Source organism: Candidatus Saccharimonadales bacterium (genome assembly GCA_035758565.1).
In the GTDB taxonomy this organism is placed as follows: Bacteria; Patescibacteriota; Saccharimonadia; order Saccharimonadales; family UBA10212; genus DASTXL01.
In genome coordinates this window covers 330,137-355,811 of sequence record DASTXL010000002.1, presented here as the reverse complement: position 1 = coordinate 355,811, position 25,675 = coordinate 330,137, and the positions used below count along the sequence as shown (strand labels likewise).

At 49.8% G+C, this 25,675-nt stretch carries 29 protein-coding genes and 1 other RNA gene; 7 read left to right on the top strand and 23 right to left on the bottom strand.

Translation table 11 applies throughout. From position 1 onward, the window contains the following. Positions 1 to 7: 7 nt before the first annotated feature. Genes VFT49_04535 through VFT49_04525 form a run of 3 tightly spaced genes read right to left on the bottom strand, consistent with a single transcriptional unit; the run spans position 8 to position 2,031 of the window. On the bottom strand, positions 8 to 1,150 hold the full coding sequence (locus VFT49_04535; protein HEU5005314.1) for a cysteine desulfurase family protein: 1,143 nt from the start codon (positions 1,148 to 1,150) through the stop codon (positions 8 to 10). 12 nt (positions 1,151 to 1,162) lie between these two features. Continuing rightward, entirely contained in the window at positions 1,163 to 1,867 is a 705-nt protein-coding gene (locus tag VFT49_04530; protein HEU5005313.1) for a reverse transcriptase/maturase family protein, read from the bottom strand. Then, on the bottom strand, positions 1,864 to 2,031 hold the full coding sequence (locus VFT49_04525) for a hypothetical protein (GenBank protein ID HEU5005312.1): 168 nt from the start codon (positions 2,029 to 2,031) through the stop codon (positions 1,864 to 1,866). The genes VFT49_04530 and VFT49_04525 overlap by 4 nt, the downstream gene beginning before the upstream one ends. 102 nt (positions 2,032 to 2,133) lie before the next feature. On the opposite strand from VFT49_04525, the gene avd reads away from it, so the two are divergent. Beyond that, complete coding sequence (gene avd / locus VFT49_04520; GenBank protein ID HEU5005311.1) at positions 2,134 to 2,538, top strand: diversity-generating retroelement protein Avd; 405 nt, start codon at positions 2,134 to 2,136, stop codon at positions 2,536 to 2,538. Between the two features lie 609 nt (positions 2,539 to 3,147). On the opposite strand, the gene VFT49_04515 is transcribed toward avd, so the two are convergent. The 8 genes from VFT49_04515 to VFT49_04480 all read right to left on the bottom strand — a co-directional run bounded on the left by VFT49_04515 (position 3,148) and on the right by VFT49_04480 (position 11,414). Then, positions 3,148 to 3,981 (bottom strand): hypothetical protein, encoded by an 834-nt coding sequence (locus VFT49_04515; GenBank protein HEU5005310.1) that lies wholly within the window; start codon positions 3,979 to 3,981, stop codon positions 3,148 to 3,150. Positions 3,982 to 4,254: 273 nt separating this feature from the next. After that, the gene (locus VFT49_04510) at positions 4,255 to 5,025 is read right to left on the bottom strand and encodes a TatD family hydrolase (protein HEU5005309.1); all 771 of its coding nucleotides are present in this window, start codon (positions 5,023 to 5,025) and stop codon (positions 4,255 to 4,257) included. 9 nt (positions 5,026 to 5,034) lie between these two features. Further along, on the bottom strand, positions 5,035 to 6,483 hold the full coding sequence (gene metG / locus VFT49_04505) for a methionine--tRNA ligase (protein HEU5005308.1): 1,449 nt from the start codon (positions 6,481 to 6,483) through the stop codon (positions 5,035 to 5,037). Between the two features lie 22 nt (positions 6,484 to 6,505). Next, positions 6,506 to 7,003, bottom strand: coding sequence for an NUDIX domain-containing protein (locus tag VFT49_04500; protein HEU5005307.1), 498 nt, complete (start codon positions 7,001 to 7,003; stop codon positions 6,506 to 6,508). Further along, a complete protein-coding gene (locus VFT49_04495) occupies positions 7,004 to 8,275 on the bottom strand; it encodes a trehalase family glycosidase (protein ID HEU5005306.1) in 1,272 nt (423 codons plus the stop codon). A gap of 63 nt (positions 8,276 to 8,338) precedes the next feature. Further along, a complete protein-coding gene (locus tag VFT49_04490) occupies positions 8,339 to 9,391 on the bottom strand; it encodes a hypothetical protein (protein ID HEU5005305.1) in 1,053 nt (350 codons plus the stop codon). A 411-nt stretch (positions 9,392 to 9,802) separates the two neighbouring features. Next, the gene (locus tag VFT49_04485; GenBank protein HEU5005304.1) at positions 9,803 to 10,306 is read right to left on the bottom strand and encodes a sortase; all 504 of its coding nucleotides are present in this window, start codon (positions 10,304 to 10,306) and stop codon (positions 9,803 to 9,805) included. 4 nt (positions 10,307 to 10,310) lie between these two features. Next, entirely contained in the window at positions 10,311 to 11,414 is a 1,104-nt protein-coding gene (locus tag VFT49_04480; GenBank protein ID HEU5005303.1) for a DUF11 domain-containing protein, read from the bottom strand. Between the two features lie 259 nt (positions 11,415 to 11,673). On the opposite strand from VFT49_04480, the gene VFT49_04475 reads away from it, so the two are divergent. Both VFT49_04475 and VFT49_04470 read left to right on the top strand, forming a co-directional pair. Then, entirely contained in the window at positions 11,674 to 11,925 is a 252-nt protein-coding gene (locus tag VFT49_04475; protein ID HEU5005302.1) for a hypothetical protein, read from the top strand. A gap of 7 nt (positions 11,926 to 11,932) precedes the next feature. Continuing rightward, entirely contained in the window at positions 11,933 to 12,889 is a 957-nt protein-coding gene (locus VFT49_04470) for a YihY/virulence factor BrkB family protein (GenBank protein HEU5005301.1), read from the top strand. On the opposite strand, the gene VFT49_04465 is transcribed toward VFT49_04470, so the two are convergent. After that, on the bottom strand, positions 12,886 to 13,920 hold the full coding sequence (locus VFT49_04465; protein ID HEU5005300.1) for a hypothetical protein: 1,035 nt from the start codon (positions 13,918 to 13,920) through the stop codon (positions 12,886 to 12,888). The two genes, VFT49_04470 and VFT49_04465, sit on opposite strands and share 4 nt — an antisense overlap. A 124-nt stretch (positions 13,921 to 14,044) precedes the next feature. Between VFT49_04465 and VFT49_04460 the strand changes: the two genes are divergently transcribed. Together VFT49_04460 and VFT49_04455 are read left to right on the top strand one after the other, a co-directional pair. Next, positions 14,045 to 14,287 carry a hypothetical protein gene (locus VFT49_04460; GenBank protein HEU5005299.1) on the top strand — a complete coding sequence of 81 codons (243 nt, stop codon included), beginning with the start codon at positions 14,045 to 14,047 and terminating at the stop codon, positions 14,285 to 14,287. A 124-nt stretch (positions 14,288 to 14,411) separates the two neighbouring features. Further along, the gene (locus tag VFT49_04455; protein HEU5005298.1) at positions 14,412 to 15,053 is read left to right on the top strand and encodes a Crp/Fnr family transcriptional regulator; all 642 of its coding nucleotides are present in this window, start codon (positions 14,412 to 14,414) and stop codon (positions 15,051 to 15,053) included. Between the two features lie 59 nt (positions 15,054 to 15,112). On the opposite strand, the gene VFT49_04450 is transcribed toward VFT49_04455, so the two are convergent. Beyond that, entirely contained in the window at positions 15,113 to 15,784 is a 672-nt protein-coding gene (locus VFT49_04450; protein HEU5005297.1) for an FAD-dependent oxidoreductase, read from the bottom strand. 116 nt (positions 15,785 to 15,900) lie between these two features. Between VFT49_04450 and VFT49_04445 the strand changes: the two genes are divergently transcribed. Together VFT49_04445 and VFT49_04440 are read left to right on the top strand one after the other, a co-directional pair. Beyond that, positions 15,901 to 16,308, top strand: a complete 408-nt coding sequence (locus tag VFT49_04445; protein ID HEU5005296.1) for a VOC family protein — start codon at positions 15,901 to 15,903, stop codon at positions 16,306 to 16,308. Between the two features lie 93 nt (positions 16,309 to 16,401). After that, complete coding sequence (locus VFT49_04440; GenBank protein HEU5005295.1) at positions 16,402 to 16,755, top strand: hypothetical protein; 354 nt, start codon at positions 16,402 to 16,404, stop codon at positions 16,753 to 16,755. A gap of 5 nt (positions 16,756 to 16,760) precedes the next feature. Here the strand turns inward: VFT49_04440 and VFT49_04435 are convergent, their stop codons facing one another. The 10 genes from VFT49_04435 to tpiA form a co-directional block, all read right to left on the bottom strand. Beyond that, positions 16,761 to 17,174 (bottom strand): cupin domain-containing protein, encoded by a 414-nt coding sequence (locus VFT49_04435; protein ID HEU5005294.1) that lies wholly within the window; start codon positions 17,172 to 17,174, stop codon positions 16,761 to 16,763. Positions 17,175 to 17,183: 9 nt separating this feature from the next. Continuing rightward, the gene (locus tag VFT49_04430; protein HEU5005293.1) at positions 17,184 to 17,549 is read right to left on the bottom strand and encodes a DUF2267 domain-containing protein; all 366 of its coding nucleotides are present in this window, start codon (positions 17,547 to 17,549) and stop codon (positions 17,184 to 17,186) included. Between the two features lie 134 nt (positions 17,550 to 17,683). Beyond that, positions 17,684 to 18,074, bottom strand: a transfer-messenger RNA (tmRNA) gene (gene ssrA, locus VFT49_04425). A gap of 209 nt (positions 18,075 to 18,283) precedes the next feature. Next, positions 18,284 to 18,673: a MarR family winged helix-turn-helix transcriptional regulator gene (locus tag VFT49_04420; GenBank protein ID HEU5005292.1), complete on the bottom strand. Its 390-nt coding sequence runs from the start codon at positions 18,671 to 18,673 to the stop codon at positions 18,284 to 18,286. 50 nt (positions 18,674 to 18,723) lie between these two features. Continuing rightward, positions 18,724 to 19,554: a 16S rRNA (adenine(1518)-N(6)/adenine(1519)-N(6))-dimethyltransferase RsmA gene (gene rsmA, locus VFT49_04415; protein HEU5005291.1), complete on the bottom strand. Its 831-nt coding sequence runs from the start codon at positions 19,552 to 19,554 to the stop codon at positions 18,724 to 18,726. Between the two features lie 107 nt (positions 19,555 to 19,661). Further along, positions 19,662 to 20,924, bottom strand: a complete 1,263-nt coding sequence (locus VFT49_04410) for a G5 domain-containing protein (GenBank protein ID HEU5005290.1) — start codon at positions 20,922 to 20,924, stop codon at positions 19,662 to 19,664. Positions 20,925 to 20,987: 63 nt separating this feature from the next. Further along, positions 20,988 to 21,437, bottom strand: a complete 450-nt coding sequence (locus VFT49_04405; protein HEU5005289.1) for an NUDIX hydrolase — start codon at positions 21,435 to 21,437, stop codon at positions 20,988 to 20,990. After that, entirely contained in the window at positions 21,434 to 23,617 is a 2,184-nt protein-coding gene (locus tag VFT49_04400) for a UvrD-helicase domain-containing protein (GenBank protein HEU5005288.1), read from the bottom strand. Before VFT49_04400 ends, VFT49_04405 begins: the two co-directional genes overlap by 4 nt. Before the next feature lie 18 nt (positions 23,618 to 23,635). Beyond that, positions 23,636 to 24,850 (bottom strand): hypothetical protein, encoded by a 1,215-nt coding sequence (locus VFT49_04395; protein HEU5005287.1) that lies wholly within the window; start codon positions 24,848 to 24,850, stop codon positions 23,636 to 23,638. Continuing rightward, on the bottom strand, positions 24,851 to 25,633 hold the full coding sequence (tpiA, locus tag VFT49_04390; GenBank protein HEU5005286.1) for a triose-phosphate isomerase: 783 nt from the start codon (positions 25,631 to 25,633) through the stop codon (positions 24,851 to 24,853). Positions 25,634 to 25,675 lie beyond the last annotated feature (42 nt).

The window sequence follows — 25,675 nt, the reverse complement described above, 5'->3', positions numbered from 1 at the left end:
GCGAGCATTAATTAAGAAAGTCGGCTAGAACTTTGACTGTTTTTTGGATGTCTGCTTCGGTAGTTTGGCGACCAAGGCTAAACCGCAAGGTCGACCGAGCTTCTTCCGGCGACAAGCCAATGGCCGATAGAACGTGCGACGCCTCAGCAGAACTGGCACTGCAAGCACTGCCAACCGCGCAAATTATTCCTGCTTCATCTAGTTGCATCATTAATCTTTCGTTATCAACGCCAGCAAATGTAACGCTGATAATATGCGGCGCCCGATGTTTGCTTGAACCGTTAACAACCGCTTGGGGGAATTTTTCTGAAATCATTTGCTCAAACTGCTGCCTAAGATTCATTACCCGCTCTGACTCTTGACCACGCATTTTTTGAGCGATATCTAAGGCCTTAGATAGCCCTACGTCGCCAGCTACATTTTCGGTGCCGGAGCGCAAGCCAAATTCTTGGCCGCCACCGACGATCAGAGGCTGCAGCTTTACTCCAGCTTTTATGTATAGAGTACCGCTTTGCTTAGGACCGTAAAGTTTGCCGCCATTAATGCTCATCAAATCAACACCGAGACGCGAGGTGTGCAAATCCAGGTAGTTGCCGGCCTGGGCGGCATCGGTGTGTAAGTAGATTGGTGTTTTATTGCCGGCTAGCAACCGACTTTTCCTTAACTTGTTAAGTAATTCGGCTATTTCACGCAGCGGCTGAATTGTTCCCAGCTCGTTGTTCACATACATCACGCTAACTAGCACCGTTTTATCGTTTAGCATTTCTTCTAGGGCCAAGGTGTCTACAATACCTTGCCCTGTCGCTGGAATTTCTTGGTAGTTAAACAATTTTGCTGGTGCTAGTACCGACTCATGCTCGAGCGAGCTGATTAGTGCCTCGCCTTCCGGAAAGCTCCGCATGATTCCCTGAACGGCTAGGTTGTTCGCCTCGGTAGCGCCGGCAGTAAAAATAACTTCGGCCGGCCGGCAGCCTAAATGCGAAGCGACGCCAGACCGTGCTTCGTTAAGAGCACTGCGCTCGGCCTGACCGGCCAAATATGTGGCGCTAGGGTTGTAAAAGTCTTGGGTGAAATAAGGCTCCATGGCCTTCAAAATTTCGGGGTCCATCGGCGTAGCCGCAGCATAATCCAGATAAATTGACTTTTTCATCAGTTTATTATTTTACCACACCTTTGATACCAAAACCTGCCTGGTTTCGTAGCTGTCGGCGTGCGAGCAAACACCCAAATAAGAAGCTAAGTTTTGGCGATTCACTTTTTGCAGCATCCGATTTTTGGTCTTTGTGCGTAGTAATGTAGCGTGCGGCTTTAGCACATAGCCCAAAAAATCTATGCCTTCATTCCAACTCCTAATAGAGACTTTGGCTGGATGGAGATCCAGATCAAGCTCACTTTGTAAAAATTCCCTGATCGGCGATAGTAACTCTAAAAGGTGTTGTCGGTCTTCGTTGACTATTACAAAATCGTCGCAGTAACGTACATAATACTTTTCACGAAGTTGGTGCTTAACAAAAAAATCAAATTGATGCATATACACATTTGCAAACAACTGGCTGGTCAGGTTACCCAAAGGGATACCAAGCCCCGGCGAGCTTTCAAAGCTATTGATAATTTCTTGGAGGAGATCTAAGGTCCGCTCATCTGTAATTTTTATACTTAACAAGTCAAGCAATTTATTGTGTTCTACTGAAGCGAAGAATTTAGAAATATCGCATTTTAAAGCCCAGACTTTGCGGCTATCGTTTTGGCTGGCCTGGCGCAAAAATCGTCTAAGCCGCGCCACTCCGGCATGAGTGCCCTTGCCCGTTCGGCAAGAATAGCTGTCGTAAATAAATTGTTTCTCGAAAATTGGTTCTATGGCATTCACAACCGCCTGGTGCACCAGCCGATCGCCACGCCGGCCTTGTGTATCCGCCTTTGCTTAGGGTCCCAGACCGTAAATGGTTCGTAGGCGCCATGATGGTAGTTGCCGTTTTTAAGTTCGGCCTGAAGTTCAAAGACGCTGGATTCTAGGTGGCGTTCGTACTCCAAGACGTCCAGGCGGCTGCGCTTACCTCGACGGAATTTATTCCACGCCTCAAATAGATTCTCAGCTGAAGTTATGCGATCAAAAGATGCTAGACTTGGACTTAAATGTCTAGAATTTCTGCTAAGACCCCCCCCGCAAGCGGGGAAAAGACTCCTCTGCACGGCAGTCCGCTTGATGTTCCCATCGTCCATAATCTCTACCAACTTTATCAGAACTTGCACGGGCTAGTTCTGAAGTTCCCTAAAAGCCAGCGCTACAGCCTGGGCGCCAACCTACAGAATCAATTGTTGTCCGCCCTGGAGGGCGTGATGACGGCCGCGGCGACCAATCAACCAACGCTCAAATCGCGTTATTTACAGACTGTTTCAGCCAAAATTGATCTGTTGAGAGTTTTAATTAGGCTAGCTAAAGACTGCCAGTGCATTTCCAACCAGCAGTACTTAGACCTGGAATCGCAACTGCACCAAATCGGCCGCATGCTGGGCGGCTGGTTGAAATCAATTAAATAATCTTGGAATGGGGACTATCCTTGGAAGAAGCAAAGAGATTTTTTGTAAAATCACTAGATTTTTCCTATCTTTTTCCAAGGATAGTCCCCATTCGTCTCTCAAGCAGTCCCAGGACGAGCGGCGCGGCCCAGTTCCTGTTGGAGTTCTCGACCCAATTGGCATTGACCTTGACCTTGCGATTGATGTCGTTCCAGTTGAGGTACGGACAGTTCGTCCAGGGCTCGTTGCCGGGAACCAGTTAGTGCCAGCTGCCTTCCGTTAGTATTAAAAGTCAGGCGTACCCGATTTTTTAATTCATTCGCAACTATTTATAAGTCGCTAGCAGCTAGTACGGAGTGCTCGATTTTTACGCTGCATTCCCTGCCTAACCTTAGTTAAAGCAAGCTCGGGCAGCATCGGCAAAAACCGACAGATCTCAGAGTTCCGGGTTCGTGAACCACGGATTCATTAACTTACTTTCCCAGAGAATTATAACAAGTTTTAGGGTATGAAAACGGGCACGCTAGAGCCCGCATGATTTGCAGGGCTGACGTGCCCGGAGGGGAGGGCCGGAGGTCCAAGGAACGAATTCCAAGAACCTCCAAGCCCTCAGGGACCAAGTCCCCAGCGCTACGACTCCAGGACGAGCGGCGCGGCCCAGTCCCTGCTGGAGCCCTCGACCCAACCGGCACCGACCCTGACCCCGCGATTGACGCCGCCCCAGTCGAGGTACGGACAGTGCGCCCAGGGCTCGTCGCCGGGAACGGTGGCCTCGTAGGCCGCGGCGTCCGCGTACGGCACCGTCGTCCCGTTCATGGACTGTGGCCAGGTCTTGTAGTGACCACCGTTCCAGTAGACGTGGTGGCTGGCGAGCGTCTCGTTCTTCTCGGCCGCCCGCTCGCGAACCTCGACCAGCGAGCGCCCGCGCTCGGGCTCCCAGTAGGCCGCACCATCCATGATGGTCCAACGCAGGGTGCCCGGCTCGAACTCGTGTCCGCCGATGAGGCGCAGATAGTCCGGATCGGACTTCAGCCCATCCCAGCGCCAGTAGCGCGGGGAGTGGACCTGCCCGAGGAAGCCGAGCGCTTCCTCGAACGTCCGGCCGACCGTGTCGAGCGTCGGTGTCAGGCCGATCATCGGCAGCCGCATGTCGTCGGGCCAGGCCGGCGGCTCGGGCAGACTGGCGAAGTCGGACTTGCCGAACTTCCAGCCATTGCGCTTGCCGCGGCTGTGGTTGAGGGACGCGATCTGCGCGATCTGCCGCTGCGGGTCGAACTCGGCCCGCAGGTCGAGCACGACACCCGTTGACGGCTGGAGTCGCTCGCGCAGAGCCGCCACCATCACGTCGACGAGATCCGGGCTCTTGATGGCGGCTCGCGCCATGTCGGCGTCGAACCCTGCTTGGGACAGAACGCGGTCGAGTTCGACCGCTTCGCCCTTGGTGATGTCGTAAAGGCTTGCCATTGCTGGCTGACCTCCTTGTACTACACCGCCAGGCTGACTTGTCTATCCGCGTATAGGAACGCGGCAAGCTTACCTGTATGAGAACGGCGTACTGCAGCCAAAAAATCAGCCGCAAAACGCCGTTCTCAAGTTTCCAAGCTTTCCAAGGACTGTCCTTGGAAAGTAGGAGCTGTCGCCTCCAAAGGAGTTGTAGCAAAAAAATAAAGTTCTGCCCTACCGGTATTACCTCAGTAAAGCCTTATATATTATACTATATTTATATTTATCGGTCAATCAGCTTAGGTTGAATAGCCTCTCGGCGTTAGCGGTTGTATGTTCGGCTAACTCTTCTAATGACTGATCTCTGAGTTCGGCCAAAAATTCGGCCGTATCGCGAACGTGCTTGGGCTCGCAAATTTCGCCGCGGTGCGGCTTGGGCGCTAAAAACGGCGCGTCAGTTTCCAGCAAAAGCCTGTCGAGCGGCACGCGTTTAGCGGCCTCTAACTGCGAAGTGTCTTTAGTAAAAGTCATTATGCCGTTTAAGCCAACATAAAGGCCGCGGCTCAAGGCTTGATCAAGAACTTTCGGCCCGGCAGTAAAACTGTGAATCACACCGCTCTTAATCTGGTATTTGTCAAAGATTGGCCAAAAGTCAGAGAAGGCGTCGCGGACGTGGAAAATAAACGGCAGTCCGGTTTCTAAACCAATCTCAATCTGAGTTCGCAGTGATTTTTCTTGGTCGGCTTTGGAGCTGTTTTCGTGGTAGTAATCTAAACCGATCTCGCCGATAGCCACAACTTTAGGTTGCTTAAGCAAGTTTTTTAATTTGTCGGTTGCGCGAGAGTCGGTCAGAAAATCGGCGCCATCGTGCGGATGGGCGCCCACACTTGCCCAAATATTGTCATGCGCGGCAGCAAACGCTATGGCCGCCTGGCTATCGGCTAGCGTGCAGCCTACTAGTATCATGCGTCTTACACCCGCGACAATACTGTCAGCGATTGCTTTCTCGGCGGGAACGCCGTAATCGTCAAAATGTATGTGGCAGTGAGTATCAACAAACTCCATTAAGACTCCTTAGGCTTGGGCTTTAGTATCGGTTTTAGGAAACAGCGGAGCGCTTAAGGGCTTTAATACGCCGCTACCAAAAATTTCTTGGATCTTGGCCGCCGTATCCGGCATGAACGGAGTAAGCAAGCCGGCAATTTCGAGCAGGCTGGAAGCCGAGGCGCTCAAAACTTCACGCAAATGATCATTATCGCCGGTTTTAGCGATTTCCCAGGGCTTAGTTTCTTCTATGTATTGATTGAGGCCACGGACCTGTTCCCAAACTTCTTCGAGCGCACGGTCAAAACGGCAGTTTTCGATGGCGTCTTTATACTGCCGGATGTCGTGCTCGGCTTCTGGGATATCACCAATTACGCCCTTTTGGTAATTGTTAATCATAGCGGCTACGCGGCTAACGGCATTGCCGAGCTGATCGGCTAACTCGCTGTTATAGGCAGCGTCTAATTTATCCCACGAGAAATCGCCGTCTTCGTAGCTCGAAATGTGGCGCATAAAGAAATATCGAAACGGGTCCGCGCCGTACTTGTCGATTATCTGCTTAGGCGCAATGGCATTGCCGAGCGATTTGCTCATCTTGGTATCGTTAACTGTGATAAAACCGTGGACGTACAAAACCTTAGGCAACTCCAAGCCTAAGCCGATCAACATTGCCGGCCAAATAGCAGCGTGAAAGCGCAAAATATCTTTGCCGATTATCTGGACATTGGCGGGCCAATATTCTTTAAAGTCTTTGTGCTCTGGATAACCCAGCACGGTTATATAGTTCATCAACGCTTCAAACCAAACGTACATTACCTGGCTAACGTCGCCGGGGACAGGAATTCCCCAGCTAATTTTGTCTTTGGGCCGGCTGATAGAAATATCATCTAAACCAGATTTAATGACATTTAGGATTTCGTGCTTGCGGCTTTCTGGCAAAATTCGCAAACTGTTGGTTTCGATAGCTTCTTTGACTTGGTCGGCAAAAGCGCTGAGCTTAAAAAAATAGTTATCTTCTTTAAGCTTTTCGTATGGGCGGTCGTGCAAGGGGCAAACGCCCTTGTCCGCCTTGACCGTGGCCTCTGGGTAAAATGTCTCGCAACCCGTGCAATACCAACCTTCATAAGAGCCTTTGTATATATATTTATCAAGATCCTTCCAGATTTTTTGGGCACGCTTAACATGGCCCGGGTCGGTGGTTCGAATAAAGCGATCGTTGCTGATATTCAACTCCTTTAAGAGCTCGCTGAAGGCAGCAGTGTTTTTATCAACCAGTTGCTTGGGTGTCAGGTGCTGCTCGGCGGCTTTCTCGGCAATCTTACCGCCGTGTTCGTCGGCGCCCGTGCTGAATAAAACCGGTGTCTTAAATTGCCTCATGTAGCGGGCAATAACATCAGCGGCAATAAACTCATAGGCGTGACCGATATGCGGCTCGCCATTGACATAAGGAATAGAGGTGGTGAGATAAAAATTGGACATCAAATATATTGTAGCTTATCTGTTAGAACAGTGAAACCTGTGCGTCTATCGGCTTATCTGGGCTTAAGTCTAACTTATCCGCCAGCCGGTGAATAAAAACTTCTTGGCCTTTATGCATTTTGTTTACGGCACTAGCGGCATCAAACCACCTGGCCCTGTCTATCTCGGGAATTTCTAACTGCTTACCAGAACGTGGCGGCCACTCAATAGTAGTCGTATTACTCTTAATATATTCTGCGACAAAATCGCTTTCTATCGCAAAGCAGGTCAAAATTTTACCACCACTGAGTTTGGCTTCGCCCAGATCAATTGCATGGCCAGCGGGCGACGGCACTCCTAGCTCTTCGGCAAACTCGCGCCGAGCAGAGGCGAGCAAATCTTCGCCCTCACCGGCTAAGCCCTTGGGAATTCCCCACGAATCTTTCTTGGTCCAAAACGGTCCGCCAGGATGCACTAGTAGTACCTTTAATTTATTGTCAGGTTTTTTAAAAATTAGCAAACCGGCGCTAACTTTACTCATTTATTTATCTAAGTAGTCTTGGGCTAATCTTTCAAATACCGAATTCGTCCAGCCAAAACCGGTCTGGCTGGGATATAAACCCTTCATTGGCGGCTTAGCCGGCTGGGCAACGTTATACTTCTCTAAGAAAATACCGTGCTTTATAAACCAGTCGTTGTTGGTCTTGAGCCACTTAAGAGCAATGCGCCGGGCTTCATCGTGATAGCCGTAACGCTCCAGTCCGCGGATAACTATTAAGTGCAGCGGCGCCCAGCCGTTTGGATAAGCCCATTGAGTCGGCAAAGCTCCCGGTACCAGCTGGCCTAGCGGCGTGGTGTCTGTGGTAGCCAAACCGCCCTTTTGTTCGAATTTTTTAAGACTCTCAACTAATTTTTTAGCCTGGCGCTCAGTCGCCAACCCGGCCCACATTGGATAGTAAGCGGCCAGACTAGAGACATTACCACGCTTTTCTTTTACATAGTTAAAGTCAAAGTATAGGCCACGCAGTTCGCTCCACATAAGCGTGTTCATAGTATCCATGCGGTTATGAGCGGCTTGTCGCCATTTGAAGGCTTCTTTTTTGCGACCCAAGATCTCGGCGGCTTCGGCAAAGTCGATTTCGTACTTATAAAGCAAAGAGTTGAGATCAATCGGCAAGTAGTTAAGGGCGTGGCGGTTAAAGCGCGGCGTCATGTCCCAGCCGCTTTCCGCCTCGGCAAGATCGTGCAGGTAGTTGATATCATAGTAACGAGAGAGTCCCCGGTAGATCAGGCGGGCATTTGGTTTGGATTCACCCATCCAAACGGTATGGTATTCAGTCTGGGCAATCTTGATGGCGCGGTTCAACCATTTTTTGTCGAGGTTGTAAGCCTTATAGACATCCATAATAAAACTAGTCAAAAGCGGCGGTTGGCTGCGGCCCATTAGATAGGTCCGGGAGCCGTTCGGAATGATTTTGCAGCGCTCAAACAAATAGAGCAGATCTTCTAAAACACCAAGTACCAGTTCTTTGTGCTCTTCGTCCAGCAGACCTTGAACCATGAAGTAGCTATCCCAGTAATAAAGCTCGTTATAGTCAAACTCCATACCTTTTTCATAAGATGGCACTAGGTATGGGTTGGGGAGCCCGATCAAGGTGTCAGCATCTTTGGGGTGAAACCGGACAAGCTTGGGCCAATAAGACTTAATGTAACTGCGGGCCGCCTCTACATCACCGCTCGTCAGAGCCCCGAAGCTCTTGCGCGGCAGCAGTTGAATTTTTTTCAACGAATCTTTTGCTTTTGATATAACCACTTACTAAGGTTAGTCTGCTTTAGCGCAACCAGTCAACGGTAATATTGGCGAAATCCCGTCTCGCTAAAACTCAGACAGCATCGTATCGCAGACCGCCATTTTGCCCAAAACCGACGATTTGTAGGCGCGCGGTCGATCGGCCAAGGTAGCGTAAACACTCCGGGCCTCCTCAATCAGTCTCCTGGATTGATCGGTCACCCAGTTCCGCGGATCCCTGGAATGCCGCATGGCCCTGCCGATATATCGCAGGCAGTCCGCCCTGCACTCCTCAACCCGGGTGTCTTCGCCGCTGAAACTATCAAAGAAAGCGCTAGTTACGTCCTGGGCGCGCTCAAATTCGCCGGCGGTTGCCAGATTTTTAATAAGCTTTCTAACAATCTTGGTGGTTGGCGCGGTTGAACTTTCTTTTTGAAGCGTACTGCGAACATCAGTATCAGGATAGCATCCGGCCATCTGCAACAAGGCTTCGCTGGCCGCCAGGGTGTCGTTCTCCCTGACGGATTCAATAAACTTACCGTAGGGCATAAGGACTTCACGACCCTGCTCGGGAGATAATAGGTTCATGATAAGTTTGGTTTTCTGGTTGGGGGAATGATGGCCAAAACTTAACCAGGGATGAATCATCAATACCTGGTCGGGACCGTTCCTTAAAAAATCATAGCCACTGGCATTGGCGGCGATCCTCCGTCCATCGACCAATAGTTGAGCGCGGCCAGTTTCGGCAATCAACCGGCCCAGGTCGCCTATAGAAGTTTCTGATCTCTCGACCGACGGAAGCAAGTCCTGATTTAGCCGGCGGGATAACATGTCGCGTAGTAATAATGTTGGTCGGCCACGTTCGTTTATCTCAGGCACAACAACCGTAGCGTGGCCGTTAGCTACGCCTATAAAATGCTCAATGCCTCTATCCTGCAGTTCTTTTGAGCCCACCATAGTAAAACCTACGCAGTTCGTCCGGCCGCTAGGCATATCCTCTAGTCGACTATCGCCTTGATAAAGCCACCACTGGTGCAAAAGGTTCTGGACCTCGGCAGCGCCATCCGGCTGGGCCTGGGACTCCATCAAATCCGCCCATTCAGGTGGAATTTGAGTTTCATAAGGTTGATATTCGGACATGGTTTGCCTTTCGGTTGACTTTGCCCCTGGGCCTAGTCAACAAAAAACCGAACTTCTTGCTGTAGTTCGGTTGGTTGGTTTCCTGATTGTTATTGTCGGATGTTTACCAAACTACAGCATTACTCAACTTGAGCTGAATAATGATGCTGTTTGTAAACATTGCTCGAACCATGTGTACTTTTATACACCTTTATAAACTGTTTTGGCAATATATTTTTATAAAAGGGTGAGTGAGCCCCTAGGGGTCAGCCAAGGCTGACCCCTAGGGCGCACCCGTACACTCCCCTACCTTGCGGTAAAGGAGTCTTTAAAGGAGGTCCGCACCGACTGCGGTACCGGTGTGCGCACCGGGGGTGGTGCGCAAACGGTGGACAGGAGCGCCGCCCACCGCCCGGACCTCCAAGATGGCAGTCAGTTGATCGCGTACGCGTAAACGAAGCGACGGACGAAGCCGTTGTCGTCACACGTCGTCAGGATCAGCTTGTTCTGCCCCATGTTCCTGAACCCGGCGTCGGCCGCCGGACAGGTGTAGAAGGCAGAGCCGCAGGGATAGACGCGTTGGCCGGTTACCCGATAGCGGAAGATGCCACTGCAGGCCTTAGACTTCATCACCAAAGTGATGACATCACCGGCATGTAGCTGCCACAACCGCCCGAACGGCTGGCCATGCGTAGCGTGGTGGGCGGCAATCGCCACCGTTTCGCGGTCGCACGGCAGGGCTGTGCCGCCGTAGTGCATCGGGTAATATCCCGGTTCTAGCTCCCCCGTGTCCTGCTGAACCTGGAGGTTGACGCCGATTACCGGGATCCGGATGGTGCCGATCATGCCACCCTGCTGGCGGCTGGATTCGGCACCGGCGCCGGCGGCGGCCACGAGGGCCGCCACCAGCACGCAGATAAGGATCAGCCGCCGCATGGTGCTACGGCGTGTACTTCGGTGCCGCCGGCTTGTGCGGCTTCGGATGCTTCTTCGGATGGTGCGGCTTCGGAGCCGGCTTCGGCTTGGGGTGGTGCTTGACCACCGGTGGCTTCGGCTTGGGCTTCGGAGCCGGCTTCGGCTTCGTCGGCGGCGTCACCGCCGGCGGAGTGGCCTGTGGGGGCGCCGTGACCGTCACTGTGGACGTCGAGCACTGGTTGTCGCCGACGTTCCAGTCGGCTACCGTGGTGCCGACGCAGGCCTTGTTGCTGACCGTTCCTGCTGTATCGGCGCGAGCCGCGACCGTCACCTTGATGTGCTGGCCGGTCGCGACGGTGCCGAAGTTGCAGTTGATGGTCTGCGATCCAACGCCACCCGTGATGCTGCAGCGGGAATCGCTGACCGCCTGCGGGTTCAGCAGCTCGAGCTGGCTCGGCAGAACGTCACTGAACGTGACGTTCGGCGCGTCGCACGGACCGTTGTTGAACACATCCACCGTGTAGGTGACCATGTCGCCGATGGCCAAGCTCGACTTGTCAGCCGTCTTGACCACGCCGACATCAGCCGACGGCGTCGCCTGGCAGTAGCTCGGCGGCGGGTACGTGCACGGCGCGCTGCTGCCGTAGTTGCTGGCCGACTTGTCGGTGCACTTGGGCGTCGGCGGGTACGTGCACGGCGCCGGCTGGCCGTAGTTGGTCGCCGACTTGTCGGTGCACTTCGACGGCGGCGTTGCGCACTTGCCGTCGGTCGTGACGCTCGCCGTGACCGGGTATGGTCCGGCGTCGTCGTGGTAACCGCCGGTGACCATCAAGCTGGTCGTGCCGGTCGTGTTGCCCGGCAGCGTGTCCGGGAAGTCCCGGTGGCCACCTGCTGGCACCGAATCGCCGGGCTGGATGGCCGAACGGTTGGACGCGTCCACCACAAAGTCCTCAGACTCTGTGTTGGTGATCGTCCACGTGACGTCGTAGTTGCCGGACGTCTGGTTGCACGTGGCCTTGCCCGAGCCGGACGGCGCGGACCAAGCCAACGCGGGTGCTGCGAACGCAGCCACAGTAGCCGCGGTGACGACGAGTGTCGCCAGGAGCAAAGCAAAGCGGTGTTTGCCCACTCCTCCTCCTTTCCTAGTTGTACGGGTGCGAGCACTTAAAGTGCCGCAACGTAAGATTACTCCTCAACATATTGTTCGCTCAGTCAATAAAAATACTCAGCTCAAGTTGATTTTTTAACTGTTCGCTAGTGGCCTGGGCTACAAAAAATTGGCAGAAATTTTACAGCGTTAGCGTGCTACAAAAGCAAGCGTTAAATCTTTTACAGAGCGCTTTTTATAAGCTGTTTATCATTTAAATCAAGTACCTGAGGAGGTTTTGATGCCAGGATTGCAAACCGCGTATTACATTATCGGAATCGTGTTTATGGGAATCATTCTTATTTTGATTGCGGCCCTGGTAATAGCGGTCTTTGTAATTAGAGCCAAGGTCAACAATATCGAACGCCGTATCGAGGAGCGCATTAACGAAGTATCCGACCTCACGGGAAGAGGCGGCGAAATTCTAGCAGCGGTTGGCAAGACCGTGGCCAAAAAAACCGCCCAAAAAATTAAAAAATCAGTCGCCAAATAAGCCGAACATGAAGGCCTTCACTAAAAGGCTGCTTAAACGGTATAGCGAAGACGGAGTTGCTAATCACGCGGCCGCGCTATCTTATTACACGGTCTTTGCCTTGGGTCCCTTACTTTTTATTATTCTTGGCATTGTTGGCTTAATAGTAAATAATTCCGCTGCTCGGCAGCACTTGCTTGGCCAGCTGAATGATCTGATTGGTCGCGGCGCCACTAATTTGCTTAGCGGCGCGTTATCCAGCCAGGGCTTGGGCAGCAAAACTGGCATAGCTTTTTGGATTGGTGGCGTCGGTTTGGTATTGGGGGCGATCGGCATTTTTGGCCAGCTGCAGCGAGCCTTAAACGACATCCTGCGCATACAAGTCGGACCGTCTGTAGGCAGAAAAAAGCTTGTTCGCCAGAAAGTCGTATCGCTTGGCTTAGTTGGGGTTATCTGCTTTCTGCTAATTGTGTCTCTGATTGCATCAGTTATCATCTCGGCTGTCGCTAGTCATCTAAGCCGCAGCCAGGCTGCCGGTTTTTTATTCCATCTTTTAGATGGTTTTGGATCAATAATAATTTTGGGATTTCTGCTGATGTTGCTGTATCGTACGCTGCCTGCAGTAAAGATTGCTTGGGGATTATTATTTAAAGCCTCTTTAATGGTCGCTGTGTTTTTCGTCATTGGCAAGTATGTGCTTGGGTTGATAATCGGTCGCAACGGCACCATTAGCGCTTTTGGTGCGGCCGGCTCGTTGATAGCCTTGCTGCTTTGGATATTTTATTCGGGCCAAATTCTTTATTTAGGAGCGGCTGGTCTGGGAGTTTATTTAGAAAACCATCCAGAAAAAATGCGTCCGCGCTACGGCGGAAAAAACGCTGTGCTAAAAGTTCAAACCGCAAAGAAGCCACTAAAGCCCGACTTGATCCGTCAATTAGCGACCAGTTTTATAGAGGGTTGGAAGGACGGCTGGAGTAAAAATTAAATTTTGGCCGAAGAGCGGCGCTCTTCTTCGGCCAGCATTTTGAGGTTTATTAACAAAAAGAGCGTAACAGCCAACCAGGCAAGAGCAATTTCCTGGCTTTTGAAAAACAAAACGACCTGGCCGATAAAAATATTTATGAGCAGACCCAGCTCAAAGAACCGATAGGCCCGAGCGTGGTTGCCATGCCGGTATTTATAGGTCGCGACTAACGAACAGATTGCGGCGCCAAGAGCAGACAAACCACCGACCGCATCGGCTTCGTCGCCTCTTAAAATAGCCGGCAGATGTCTGACGTTGTCGATGGCGGCACCGGCAAAAAAGAAAATAGCCGCCGCCACGCTTATAACACCGTAGGTAATAGCTATGCTGATTATCAATGATGGGAAGCCCGGCTGCTCAATAATCATACGCAAAGGTTTTTTGAACCAGTTTATAAATTTATCAAGAAGAGACGGCTCTCTGTCGGGGTTGGGGCGCACTCTTTCAAGCATTTGCTTGGTCGGAGTATACAAGGCATGCTTCGGCGAAACATGGGCCAGCAATTCTTGGGCGTGCTGATATTCCCGTGTGTCCAAATCTTTGATGGCGGCATCTTTAATAATATCTAGAACATTGGCCATGTAATCGTCTTGAGTAAAGCGGCGACTGGCACTATATCGAACAATTAAATAAAGCAGTATAAAGGTCAAATAAATTAATCCGGGCGTGGCGTGAAAAAAATAATTATTATTTTTGGTAATGAACTTTCCGAGCTCGTCCCAAGAAAGCCCAAAGCCTATGCCGGCCACTATGGCGGCAAAATTCCTGGCTGCCCGATTGACCGCGGCCAGCAGCACCAGGATCGCTACCAACATCAAAAGACTGCCGGGAAGTAGGTGAGATATGTGCAAGGTCGAGCCACCAATTGCCGGGTAACCCGTGAGCTTTAAATAAAACCTGATTAGCAGGATCGTGGTAATGGCCGTAATGAAAAAATCATCGAAAAGCTCGCTAAATTCCACATTGCGGACAATCCGTACCAGCCTTATCATCCCTCAAATTATGGCAGGCTTAAAAACAGAAGTCTAACAGCAGGCAGCCGCTTTGTTAGATATCCGACTGAGCGGACAGTCGCTTAGCGGTTTAATGGGTATGTAATGTAATGGAGGATAAACTATGGCTGAAATTGAAGCAGAGCTGGATGCTAACATGGACAATAACGCTAGCTCCAAAATGAACGACATGAAAGAAAAAGCGAAAGATAAAATCAACACTAACCGACGCAGCATGGGTGTTGGCGTTGGCATAGGCGCTGCGGCTGCGCTATTCGGCACCGGCTACATGCTTGGACATAAGCGAGCTGAGTCTCATAGCATGTACCACAAAGTTATGCGTCAAATCTCCAGTCTTGGACAATAATTAAGGTTTTTTTCAGTTCCGTAAATTAAATTCATGAGACTGGTTAAGCTTAATTGTGACAATTGTCACAAAGGGTTGAATTAGGCATAAACACGGGTTTATAGTTGCAATAGGAGTCCTGCCTATGGACGCTCGAATAAAAAAGAAAGTCGACAAATTCTTCTCGGCATACCCGCTGCGGTCTGTCGGCAAGGGGCAGATCATGATTTTTGCCGGTGAAGACCCCACCGGCATTTTTTATTTGCAACAGGGCTATATCCGCCAATACGCCGTGGCACCCTCTGGAGCAGAAATAGTAGTTCACATCTTTCAGCCACCTAATTTTTTTCCTATGGGCTGGGCAATTAGCAGAAGATCCAATAGGTATTTTTATCAGACGATCGGCGAAGTTAAGTTTTATCGGGCCCCAGTTGAAGACGTTTTGGATTTCATCAGGCAAAACCCTGATTTAATGTACGAGCTTTTGGGCCTTTACTTTGGTATGATAGACAGCCTATTTGAAAAAACTGTTTACCTAATGAGTGGCTCAGCCACCAATCGCTTAGCCCTTGAGATAGTGGTTGGCTCTAAGCGTTTTGGCCAGAAAGAAGAAGATGGCTCTTACATATATCGAATAAGTCAGCAAGAACTTGCTAACCGCACGGGTTTGAGCCGTGAGACCGTGAGCCGAGATATCCGCCACGTACCATACGTAATAATGACATACGGCGGCGTGAGGGTTACCGACCTCGACGCTTTAGAAAAACACCTAGCCGAACAAACTTAGACTGCTTGGTTCGGCCACTGTGGCGCGTATCTGGAGAGTGCTTAAGGGCTCAGTGCTCGCTAATAACCCGGGAAGTAGTCGGTCATAACCCTATCGGCTTCGACGCCAAGGTTTTTTAGCACTTCTTCGTAATTTTCGACCATTGCTCGCGGTCCCGATAGATAAAATATAGCGTTGGCCTGCTTAGCATACGGCGCTAAATCTTGGTCTGAAATTCTTTTGTCGACAAATTTTTTAATTTGCAGCGTGGGGTCATGCGCTGCAATGGCAGCTAACTCATCGCCAAACACAAAATTATCATCATTGTTGGCATAAAGAAGATCAGTGTTGGCGGGCTTATTTTCATGAGCCAGCTCAGCGAGCATAGAATGGTACGGCGTAATTCCAATACCGCCGGCTATAAACACATGCCGATAGTCGCCCTCTTTATAAGTAAAGCTTCCTTTTGGTCCATCGGCTTCAATTTCATCGCCAACCTTAAGTTCTGTCAGAGCCTTTTTAAACGAACTGCTTTTCTCGTAAGAGAAGCGCGTAGTAATCATAATGTTTTTTTCATAAGGCGCTGACGAAATAGTAAACCATCGCTCAATCCCGCGATCATCAGCGTCCGGATGGGCTAGAACATAGTGCATGTATTGGCCTGGCTGCCAAGTTACCTGCTGGTCCGGTCGAAAGACAAATGAATAAACCGAACTCTGCAATTGTTTTTTTTCGATTAGCTGCATCTTCATATATAAGCGCTCCGTTACCTCACTATATTAACACTGCCGAGGGCCCAAGAGCGACTTGTGTCATAGAAAAACCAAAACAAAAAGTTTATGATTGCTTAGGTAAAAAGGAGGTGCCTATGGACCAGATTAATTTAGATGTTTACCTATTTTTTAAGGGTAACTGCCGCGAAGCCATGGAATTTTATAAGTCCATATTTGGCGGCGAAGTAAATTACACGACTTACGGCGAGGCGTCTGTGCCAGGCATGGAAGGCGACGAGGACTGGATTATGCACGCCAGTTTGGATGACGGTGCAGTTAAGCTCATGGCCTCCGACACGTCACAAGCCAGTCCGCAAACTAAAAAGGTTTCGTTAAGTTTGGGCGGTACCGACGAGCCAAAAATGCGCGAAATTTTCGAAAATTTGTCTGCCGGCGGCCAAATTAGTCAACCGCTAGAAAAGGCACCATGGGGTGATATCTTTGGTAGTTTTGTTGACAAGTTTGGCGTTGATTGGATGATGAATATAGCTAGTGGTTCTTAAGACCAACGTTTGCTCCCTTTATCTGTGCCTTGGATTACTGAAACGCTATCAAGCCAGAGTTATTATGAGCTTGGAACTGATAAGGAGGGAGATATGAACGAAGTAACTCAATCACGCACAGCCAGTGTGCTAACCATGCTTATAGGGTTGTGGCTGGTACTTTCGCCAATATGGATATCGATTACAGGCTGGGCACTGGCAAGTGTTTTGGCCGTCGGGGGATTCATGATCCTGATGGGTTTTGTGCAGATGTTCACCGATAACAACCTGCCAAGCTGGCTAGTTGCTTTAGCGGCTATCTGGCTATTTATCTCCGCCTATGCCTTTGATGTCAGCACCGCTGTCATCTGGAATCAAACTGTTTCGGCTATCGTGGCCTTCATAGTGGCCACTTGGGATGGCATAGAGATCGCCGAAGTTCACCGGCACCACCACGCCGTTGGCTAAAAGCGTTAGCGCGTTTGCTTGGCCTTGTCGGAAGCTTTCCAAAAGTCGGTAATTTTGTGGGCGTCATGACCACCCTTGCGTGAAACCGCCCACATTTCTACTGTTTCTTCGTGTTCGTTACGATGTGATCTTTTGGTGCCAGGCGCCACCCTGACCACCGAACCGGCACCAACTTGATGAATATCATCATCAAAACGCATAGTAAGTAAGCCGCGGGTTATGATGTAGATCTCTTCAGTGTCATCGTGGTAGTGGCCGGTGCTTTGCTCAAAGTCACTGTGAGGCGGGATCCGGATTAGGGTTACCGCTAGCTGGTCGGAGTCAAGGTCTTTAGTTAAACTCCTAAATTCTCCAGGAACGCTGCTGCCCTGGTAAACATCTTTAACATCATTAGCATTAACAATTTTATATTTACTCATAAACCTATTTTAGTGCAAAAAAGCCACCGTTGCATTAGGCAGTTGATCACGGATATGGTTAATTTCGCCTTCACTCAAAGCATCTTTGAGCACCCGCCAAGCGGATAGTATTTGCTTTTTGGCGCGGCTTTCATCAATATCTTCAATTTCCATAAACTGCCTAACCATGTCTTCGCGCGAATTTTCTTCTGTAGCGTCGACGCTCAGCGCCATATCTTTAAGTTCTTGCGGCAGTTGGCTGGCAAAATCTTTGCGCTCACCTTCCGTTAGGTGCACAGCTAAACTTTCTACCATCATTTCTAGAGCGTCTTTGCTCTCGGAATCTGAAAATCCGGAATAGTGCTGGACCTTTTTAACCATCTCCCTAAATGTCATACACTTCCCCCTTCAATGTTCAATAATTCTCCGGTTACGAGCAAAAAGCAGTAAATAAATTTACGACAGCCGGCAACACTAGATAGAAAATAAGACCAAACAAAAAAGCACCAGCGAACTAGCTGATGCGTTTTTGGTGGAGCTGGCGGGTACTGCCCCCGCGTCCGATTGGTAACAAATTTGATGACTACAGGCTTAGGCCGTTTGGATACTTAAACCAAGGCTTGAAACGGTCAAAAAACCTTGGTGGCAATCCAGGAAATCTTAGCTAAAGCTTCGGCGGATTACCGAAAGCTTCAGAGCGTCCAGATGATATGACACCGGCTGATACTTCTATCTGGCGTCAAAATAGCCGATGGCAACCTAAATTAGGCTGCGTAAGCTGGCTGGCGACTAGCGAGAACGCTGTCGATAGCAGCTGTAAGTTTGTTGCCAGTTATTGGCTTGCACCGGATAACGTTCAGTGCTTTACCGACCTGCCATCTAAATTTGTTAATGTCCGATCGTCGAGCTTAAATCAGCCCCTCGTCAGAACTTGCGCCGTTGTTTCGTTTTGAATATCAAGACTTCAACTTACGACTTTGTTCTTCCTCTAAATTTCCTAAGCGCTCGAGTCGGCAAAGCCGCTCGCTGGCTTAGAAAATTTGAAAACTCAAGTTCCATCGAGTGGATGAATTAACCACCTCGACTACTGTTATTATAGCACAAAAGGTCAATAATTTCCAACTGTACGTTTAGAGATTCGTAAGTAGTTTTTGGGCGTCAAAGTCGACTAGCCGAACCAGATTACTTTGTTCTTTAACCAGCAGTTCCTCGGCCTTTTGATATTTGCCCGAACCTTTGGCCGTTAGCTTGACGTCACGCTGGCGGCCATCTTTTTTATTTTTGGTAATGCTAACCAGCCCCAATTTTTTCATTGCTTGCAGCTGGCGGCTAATATTCGCCTCGGTTTGTCTTAGCTCGACCGCCAATTGGCGCTGTGATTTAGCAATAGAAGGACTTAGCCCGCTCATTATTCTGGCATGGCTTAAGGATACCCCTGCTTCGCGAAGTAGGAGTTCTTCAGATGCTTGTTGTAAAACGTACGTCAAGTGGAGCAGGGGAGGAAACTTACTTTTGGCCATAGTGTTTATCCTTATTTATGAACTAATCTTAAGGACAATTACTTAACACGTCAAGCTTTTTTGCGGGGAGCAGGGGAGGTAACAAAATTTCTAAGGCTTTGCATCGCGGCGACCTCAATATAAATACGGTGCCACTGCGCTAGGCTCAGGTTCTGAGCCCTAAGATCGCCGTTGACTTCGGCGCTTAAAAGGATCTGGTCTACCTGCCCCTTTTCTAGATGCAGGCCGGCGGCTAGACTGCTGCGTACTTTTTTGCGCCTTTCCGAAAAACCGGCTTTAACCACTCTAAAAAATAATTGCCTATCAAGCTGTTTGAATAACGGCTGAAAATGTTGCCGCAAAACCACCACTTGTGAATCGACTTTGGGCGGCGGTTCGAACATGTCGGCAGGCACGACCGGTCCGAGCTCGCAGCTGTAATCTAGCTGCACCGCTACCGACAGCAAACTCATTTGGCCTGGCTTGGCGCAAATCCGTTCGGCGACTTCTTTCTGAACCAAAAGCACCATAAGTCTTGGTGGATTCAATGACTCGCTTAAAACACGCAACAAGTTGCTCGTTAGGTAATATGGAATATTGGCGACTACCTTATAACGGTCGGGTAGACTCAGTAGGTCAAACTTTAAAATATCTTCCTGAACCACGCTTAAGTTTGCTGCCTGAACTCTTTGCGGAAGTTTGGCTGCCAATACCTCATCGAACTCCACGGCAACGACGTGTCGAGCCTGCCTAGCCAAATAATGAGTAAGGGTGCCGAGGCCGGGTCCAATTTCTAGCACTGTGTCGGCGGGTTCTATCATGGCTAAATCCACAATGGCTTCCAAAACCTGAGGGTCACGCAGCCAGTGTTGCCCTAAAGACTTCTTAGGAATATCGTTCATTATATTAATTATAAGGGAAAGGTAGTAGCCGCGATCCGGCAATTGCCGGATTCGGATTCATTCCGAAAGCGGCGTTGAAGGAAAACCGGATGGTTGTCATTCAAGGTTTACCAATTATGATAAGCGGCCCAATGCAAATAGGCGCTATACCAACTGCCGTAGCGGCCAGCAGCATAGCCGTCACACCATCTCAGCTGGGTAATTGGGTTAGTGGCCCAGTCGGCGCCGGCGCTCTGCATCTTGTAGCCCGGGGTTGACTGACAAAGACCATAGCCGTTCGGCGTCATGGAATTGTCTGGAGTAATCGGACAGTAACCCTCGCCCTGGGCTTTAGTCGGGCACCAGCCGGATTCGTGGCTGACAATATAATCCACGTAGCCGTAATCACTAGGACCAATACCAGCGGCGGCCATCAAAGAAGTTTTGTTGCCCGCCACATCAACATTTGTGCCCTGGGCCAGAATTTCCGCCACTGGCTGGCTGACAATAACCTGCTGAATGATGGATTTGCTAGTCTGGACTCCATTGATAGTAGTGATTTGATAAGTCACAGCCTTAACGCCCGGAGTTCCAGCTTGGCGGACCGCTGTCGCGCCGAGAGTTAGGTTCGGGTCCGGAACTGTTTGAACCGGAGCTGGGATTTGCTCTTGGGCGGTAATAGTTGTAGTGCCGTTGCGATTAACAAAGATTTGCATACCCGGCGTAACTGGCGTATCGCCAGCCGGCTGAACAGTGTCGCCTTTGGATAGCTTTACATTTTTTTCCTCAAGCAAGGCGGCGACTGTTTTAGCATGGGTACGTATTGTTAGAGGGGTGCCATACAGACTGAACTGTACTGGCGTGGCGGGATCAACCACTACTTTCTCGCCGATAATATTCTCTTGAATACTGCCGGGTGCAAAGCTTACATTGTCCTCTGGGTAAACCGTTAAACCAGCGTTTTCGGCAACCACTCGCGGACTTTTTTGAGCGGTAATCGTCACGGTCTTTACGCCATTATCCTCGACCGTTACCGGGCGGGCGCGATAAACATTAATCCTAAAATTATCCTGCACAATTTTAGTGTCAAGCGAAGGTTCCACTACATCTTGCGGCATAAGATGCAGAGGCAGCTTGCCCACTAGCTCGCCAACAGTAGCGGCTTTGGTATCAAGCGTTTCACGCTGGCCGTTATCAGACAAATAAACTACGTGCGAATCACTAGGACGCAAGCTTTGCGTCGGGCGACTTAAAATTACACCGCCAACGATAGCGATCCCCAAAAGAATACCTAATATGGGCACAATGTAAGGCCGTTGGTGCACATGATGGCGGCCAAACTTGCGCGCCGTACTTAACGGATTAGAAATTAAGCTTGGAATAAATCTCATGAGCTAATAACTCTTTGGGCGCCCACCGCAAGGTCAATGACAGACACCTTAAAAGCAGTCCTATTATAACAAATTAACCTTATGCAACGCTTCGATGATTTCTGATGAACAATTTGTAGCGTCTAGGTCCGAAACTTTTACCCAAGCGGCCCCTATTAGCTCGGGTCTTCTGGTTTTTAGTGATTTCTTACTGGGGAACTTGCATAAATAAAGGTCGTAGTCGTGACCGAGGCCATCGGTCTGCCAGCGGCCACTCCCGATGTATTTTAGGCTCTTTGAATCAATGTCTAGCCCGACCTCCTCCTTGATTTCGCGAACTATGGTTTCTGGTGAGGTTTCGCCGTGCCTCGTACCGCCACCGGGAAATTGCCATTTTTGGCGACCGAGCCAGCCTTTGACCAAAACAACTTCGTTGCCGCAAACTATCAGACCGTAAGCCCGCCTGCTTCGTCGCAAATACGCCCTAAGTAGCGGCAGCGACAAAATAAAAGATAGTCTTCCCAAGAATTTCATAACTTTTCAATCGGGGCAAAAGATATGTTTAGGCGCTTGCTACCCTTGCCCTTGAAGTAAATCGTAGCCGTATCGCCATCTAATTCCAACACCGTGCCAACGCCAAATATTTGGTGACGCACGCCATCGCCTTCTTCAAGTTCTGGCACATAGCGCGGCTCATCACTTGAAGGAGCAAGCGGTGAGTAATCATTAGCAGAAGATGATTCAAACTTTCTTTGTCCAAAGCCAGACTGTGCATAAACCGGCTCGGCTACCGAAGTTATTCCAGCATCGGAAATAAACCGGCTCGGCGGATTATGCTGGCGACCACCAAACAAAGTTCGCTCAGTGGCGTAGCTCAAAAATAGTTCCTCCCGAGCGCGGGTCATTCCTACGTACATTAACCGGCGCTCTTCTTCCATTTCGTTGGCATCATAAAGTGCTCGGCTGTGAGGCATAATGGATTCCTCAAGGCCAGTCATAAAAACAACCGGAAATTCCAAACCCTTAGCAGAGTGCAGAGTCATTAATACGATTGAGTCGGGTTCTTGGTTAGCGCGTTCTAGGTCAGTAATTAGCGAAACCTCTTCCAAAAAATCATCAAGACCCACGTCTTGGTACTCGGCAGCCACGCTCAAAAGCTCACGGACGTTTTCGGCGCGGGCATCCCCTTGCGGCGAACCGTCTTGCAAATAATTAAGATAGTTCAACCTTTTGACTAAACTGTCAATCAAGACCGATGGGATTTGTTCGCTCATCTGCTCACGAAAACTCGCAACAATATCAGCAAGTTGAACTAGGCCAAGCCGAGCTTTGGGTGTCAGTTCAGCGCATTGCTCAACCATAGCTAAGCCTTGGCTTAAGGAATAGTTATTAGTTTGCCGCCACTCGTTAAAAACTTCTATAGAGCGTGGACCAATGCCCCGAGTCGGCACGTTTACTACTCGCTCAAAGGCCGCCGTATCGTCCGGCTGATAAATTAAGCGTAAATAGGCAACAATATCTTTGATCTCTTTGCGGTCGTAAAAACGCACCCCGCCAACAATTCTGTACGGCAAACCGTAGTGGAGCAGAACTTCTTCAATAGCGCGGCCCTGAGCGTTGGTGCGGTAAAGAACAGCAAAATCGTGATAATTGCGAGCGCGCATATCAACGGCGTTTTTTATACGGCGGGCAATAGTTTCGGCCTCGGACCGCTCACTGGCAACCGGCAAAACCTGTACCGGAGATCCGGCGGCGCTGGCCGTCCACAGTTTTTTATCACTGCGCTGGCGGTTTTGACTTATAACTTTATGGGCGGCCTCCAAGATATTCTTGGTACTACGGTAGTTTTGCTCAAGCTTGATAACCACACAACCTGGATAATCTTTTTCAAAATTAAGAATATTTCTAAAGTCGGCGCCGCGCCAAGAATAAATACTTTGCCAGTCGTCGCCAACCACGGCAATATTTTTATGCGGTCCGGTTAAAAGTTTCACCAGGCGGTACTGAGCGGCGTTGGTATCTTGATACTCGTCAACCATTACGTACTTGAATTGCTGTTGCCATTTGTCGCGGATTTGTTTGTGATCTTTCAGCATCTGTACTGTACGGCTAATTAAATCGTCAAAGTCTAATGCGGCGCCCTCGCGCAACAGTCGTTCGTACGCCGGATAAACCTTGGCAACCGCTTGGGCGGCTGGGGTATTACCGGCGGTTGCTGCAAACTCGGCCGGGCTAACCATTTCGTTTTTGGCGCTGGAAATCAACGAGCTCAACATGCGCGCTGGAAACTGCTTTTCATCAAGACTTAGCGCCCGAGCGGCTTGTTTAACGGCCGCTTGGCGGTCGGCCTCATCCCAAATTACGAAGTTACGCGGAACGCCAAAGGCCTCGCCGTCCTGACGCAGCAACCGCACGCAAATGCTGTGGAAAGTACCCATAAAAGGCATGAAGCCGCGCGGAATGTCATCGCCGGCATTACCACCTTGTGTAAGCTTCCAGATGCGCTCGCGCATTTCGCCGGCAGCCTTATTTGTAAATGTCACGGCCAAAATATTAAAAGGCGTAGCTTTATGCTGCTCCAATATGTAAGCAATCCTGTGGGTCAGGGTCTTGGTTTTGCCGCTACCCGCACCAGCCAGAATTAAAAGCGGGCCCTCGGTTACCTCGACCGCCCGCCGCTGCTCATCATTAAGCTCAGCTAGTAAATCTTGCACTTAACTTATTCTACCAAGCTAAGGCGTGAGCTCAAGGCTGTCGCGAAGTTGTCTGTACATTGCGTCGTAGGTACTTTGATCTGTGGACGAAGAAGTAACAAAGCCCGGCAAACTTATTTCGTGCAGCGAGTTCTTAGCAACAAAGACTATGTTATAGCTTAGAGAAGACTCGTCTTTGGTTTGGAATGTGTAAACAGCCTGCTGATTGTTAGTAACGCTACTGATATCTTTGAAAGTATCGCCAACTTTGTACTTATTTGGATCGAGAGAATTCGCGGTCGTTACTATCCAGTTGCCGTTTTGCAGAGCAATCGAAGGACCATTTTTGTAGGTGGCGATGGCTACTGTAGCCGTTTTGTAATCAGTAAGAGTAATTGGGCCCTGTGCACCATCCACAGCCGAGGAGGGACTGGTGCTCACAAAGGTGCTGGTAATATTTGCATCGGCAGTTTTTTGGGCAGTAAATGATACAAACTCTTTAGGAAACTTAAAGCTGTAGCCAAAGGCTGTTGAATGGTAGCTCAACCAGTCAGCATAAGGATCGGTAGAAGCTTGGGTTTGCGAAGCCGAGGCCGTTGTTGCCGGCGGCGTAATAGCCGGGGTATCGGCAACCTGCTTTTCTTTAAAGAAATGGAAGGGCAAGTGAGAGTAGCCGCGAACCACACCAGCATCAACCGCTAAATAGCCAACAACAATCAAAACTAGCAGAGTGGCTAGCGGCCAGGCAAATCTAGGTGTTCTACGAACTTTAACACGGTGGTCTTTGCTGCCAGAAAATAGCGGGTGAGCATCAATTTTTGGCTGCAATTCACCAAACTTTGGAATGTTATCAAAGCTAGTTCCGTTAACTCCGGGCAGCGACGGCGAAACAGTGCTCGGCGCCTCAATATGTTGCACGCTGGCTTGGGCAGCCGGCGTTGGGGCTGGAGCCTGACTCACCGGAATATCGGTTATCTCGGGTTCAGGCGTAGTCGGAACAATCGGCTCGGCTGGCGGCACCGGTTCGGGTACAGGATCAACAGAAACAGGTGATGAAGGTATAGTAGCTGGCGCCGGCGGCGTGACGTTAACTTTTATGCTTTCACCGGCCGGTTCGTCATTAGACACTACTTTTGCGGGGGCTGGTGTTTTCGTTTTAACCATTGGGTCTGGAGTCGGAACCGGTGTAATTACCGGCCTGGTTCCAGCACTTGGCTTTGGTTTAGAGATATCAAAAACTTTAGGTTCGTCCATTTAATCCTCCCCGCCCTTGTCTCTCTGCCATCGGTAAGCATTTTCGACAATCTTCGAAAAATCATGATAGTTGAGGCTGGCACCACCTACCAAAAAGCCATCTATTCCCTTTATGTCTAAGTATCCATGAATGACTTCGGGCACTACGCTGCCGCCATAAAGTACTTGTATCTCGCTAGCTGCCCGTTCGCCAAAAATATCTTTAACATAATCCCTGATATAGTTAACGACTGGTTGGATCTCGGCCGCTTTGGCAATATCGCCCGTACCGATAGCCCAAACGGGCTCATAAGCAATAACCGAGGTCGCCACTTCGTCAGCTGTCAGGTTTGATAAAGCTGTCATGAGTTGGTCGTGCAGCACCTGTTTGGTTTCGCCGTCGTCTTTTTCTTGTTTGGTTTCGCCGACACACAGAATAGGCGTGATTTCATTGCGTACGGCAGCTGCGACTTTGTCGCGAATCATCGGCAAATCTTCGTTAAAGATATGACGCCGCTCGCTATGGCCAACGATGACGTAGTGGACTAGATCTCGCAGCATCGTGAAGCTAACTTCGCCGGTAAACGCACCCTCGTCACGAAAATAAGCGTTCTGCGCAGCCAAGCGGAATTTCCGGCGGTCTAGTTGAACGCTCAATGGCTGCAAACTCAGCATGCTAGGTGCCAAAACCACTTCCACGTTTTTATGAACCGGAATATTCTCTGTGAGCCGGTGCACCAAAACACTGGCCTGATGAGTATTCAGGTGCATTTTCCAGTTCCCAGCAATTAATATCTTCCTCATTGCCCACTCGTTTTTAATAAAAGGAAAAGAGCGGCGAGCTTG

Bases quoted from the DNA above. Each gene is read 5' to 3' on its own strand.
- VFT49_04535 (HEU5005314.1), bottom strand. From the start codon at position 1,150: ATGAAAAAGTCAATTTATCTGGATTATGCTGCGGCTACGCCGATGGAC.
- avd (HEU5005311.1), top strand. From the start codon at position 2,134: ATGTCTAGAATTTCTGCTAAGACCCCCCCCGCAAGCGGGGAAAAGACT.
- VFT49_04515 (HEU5005310.1), bottom strand. From the start codon at position 3,981: ATGGCAAGCCTTTACGACATCACCAAGGGCGAAGCGGTCGAACTCGAC.
- VFT49_04510 (HEU5005309.1), bottom strand. From the start codon at position 5,025: ATGGAGTTTGTTGATACTCACTGCCACATACATTTTGACGATTACGGC.
- metG (HEU5005308.1), bottom strand. From the start codon at position 6,483: ATGTCCAATTTTTATCTCACCACCTCTATTCCTTATGTCAATGGCGAG.
- VFT49_04500 (HEU5005307.1), bottom strand. From the start codon at position 7,003: ATGAGTAAAGTTAGCGCCGGTTTGCTAATTTTTAAAAAACCTGACAAT.
- VFT49_04490 (HEU5005305.1), bottom strand. From the start codon at position 9,391: ATGTCCGAATATCAACCTTATGAAACTCAAATTCCACCTGAATGGGCG.
- VFT49_04485 (HEU5005304.1), bottom strand. From the start codon at position 10,306: ATGCGGCGGCTGATCCTTATCTGCGTGCTGGTGGCGGCCCTCGTGGCC.
- VFT49_04475 (HEU5005302.1), top strand. From the start codon at position 11,674: ATGCCAGGATTGCAAACCGCGTATTACATTATCGGAATCGTGTTTATG.
- VFT49_04470 (HEU5005301.1), top strand. From the start codon at position 11,933: ATGAAGGCCTTCACTAAAAGGCTGCTTAAACGGTATAGCGAAGACGGA.
- VFT49_04465 (HEU5005300.1), bottom strand. From the start codon at position 13,920: ATGATAAGGCTGGTACGGATTGTCCGCAATGTGGAATTTAGCGAGCTT.
- VFT49_04460 (HEU5005299.1), top strand. From the start codon at position 14,045: ATGGCTGAAATTGAAGCAGAGCTGGATGCTAACATGGACAATAACGCT.
- VFT49_04455 (HEU5005298.1), top strand. From the start codon at position 14,412: ATGGACGCTCGAATAAAAAAGAAAGTCGACAAATTCTTCTCGGCATAC.
- VFT49_04450 (HEU5005297.1), bottom strand. From the start codon at position 15,784: ATGAAGATGCAGCTAATCGAAAAAAAACAATTGCAGAGTTCGGTTTAT.
- VFT49_04445 (HEU5005296.1), top strand. From the start codon at position 15,901: ATGGACCAGATTAATTTAGATGTTTACCTATTTTTTAAGGGTAACTGC.
- VFT49_04440 (HEU5005295.1), top strand. From the start codon at position 16,402: ATGAACGAAGTAACTCAATCACGCACAGCCAGTGTGCTAACCATGCTT.
- VFT49_04435 (HEU5005294.1), bottom strand. From the start codon at position 17,174: ATGAGTAAATATAAAATTGTTAATGCTAATGATGTTAAAGATGTTTAC.
- VFT49_04430 (HEU5005293.1), bottom strand. From the start codon at position 17,549: ATGACATTTAGGGAGATGGTTAAAAAGGTCCAGCACTATTCCGGATTT.
- VFT49_04420 (HEU5005292.1), bottom strand. From the start codon at position 18,673: ATGGCCAAAAGTAAGTTTCCTCCCCTGCTCCACTTGACGTACGTTTTA.
- rsmA (HEU5005291.1), bottom strand. From the start codon at position 19,554: ATGAACGATATTCCTAAGAAGTCTTTAGGGCAACACTGGCTGCGTGAC.
- VFT49_04410 (HEU5005290.1), bottom strand. From the start codon at position 20,924: ATGAGATTTATTCCAAGCTTAATTTCTAATCCGTTAAGTACGGCGCGC.
- VFT49_04405 (HEU5005289.1), bottom strand. From the start codon at position 21,437: ATGAAATTCTTGGGAAGACTATCTTTTATTTTGTCGCTGCCGCTACTT.
- VFT49_04395 (HEU5005287.1), bottom strand. From the start codon at position 24,850: ATGGACGAACCTAAAGTTTTTGATATCTCTAAACCAAAGCCAAGTGCT.
- tpiA (HEU5005286.1), bottom strand. From the start codon at position 25,633: ATGAGGAAGATATTAATTGCTGGGAACTGGAAAATGCACCTGAATACT.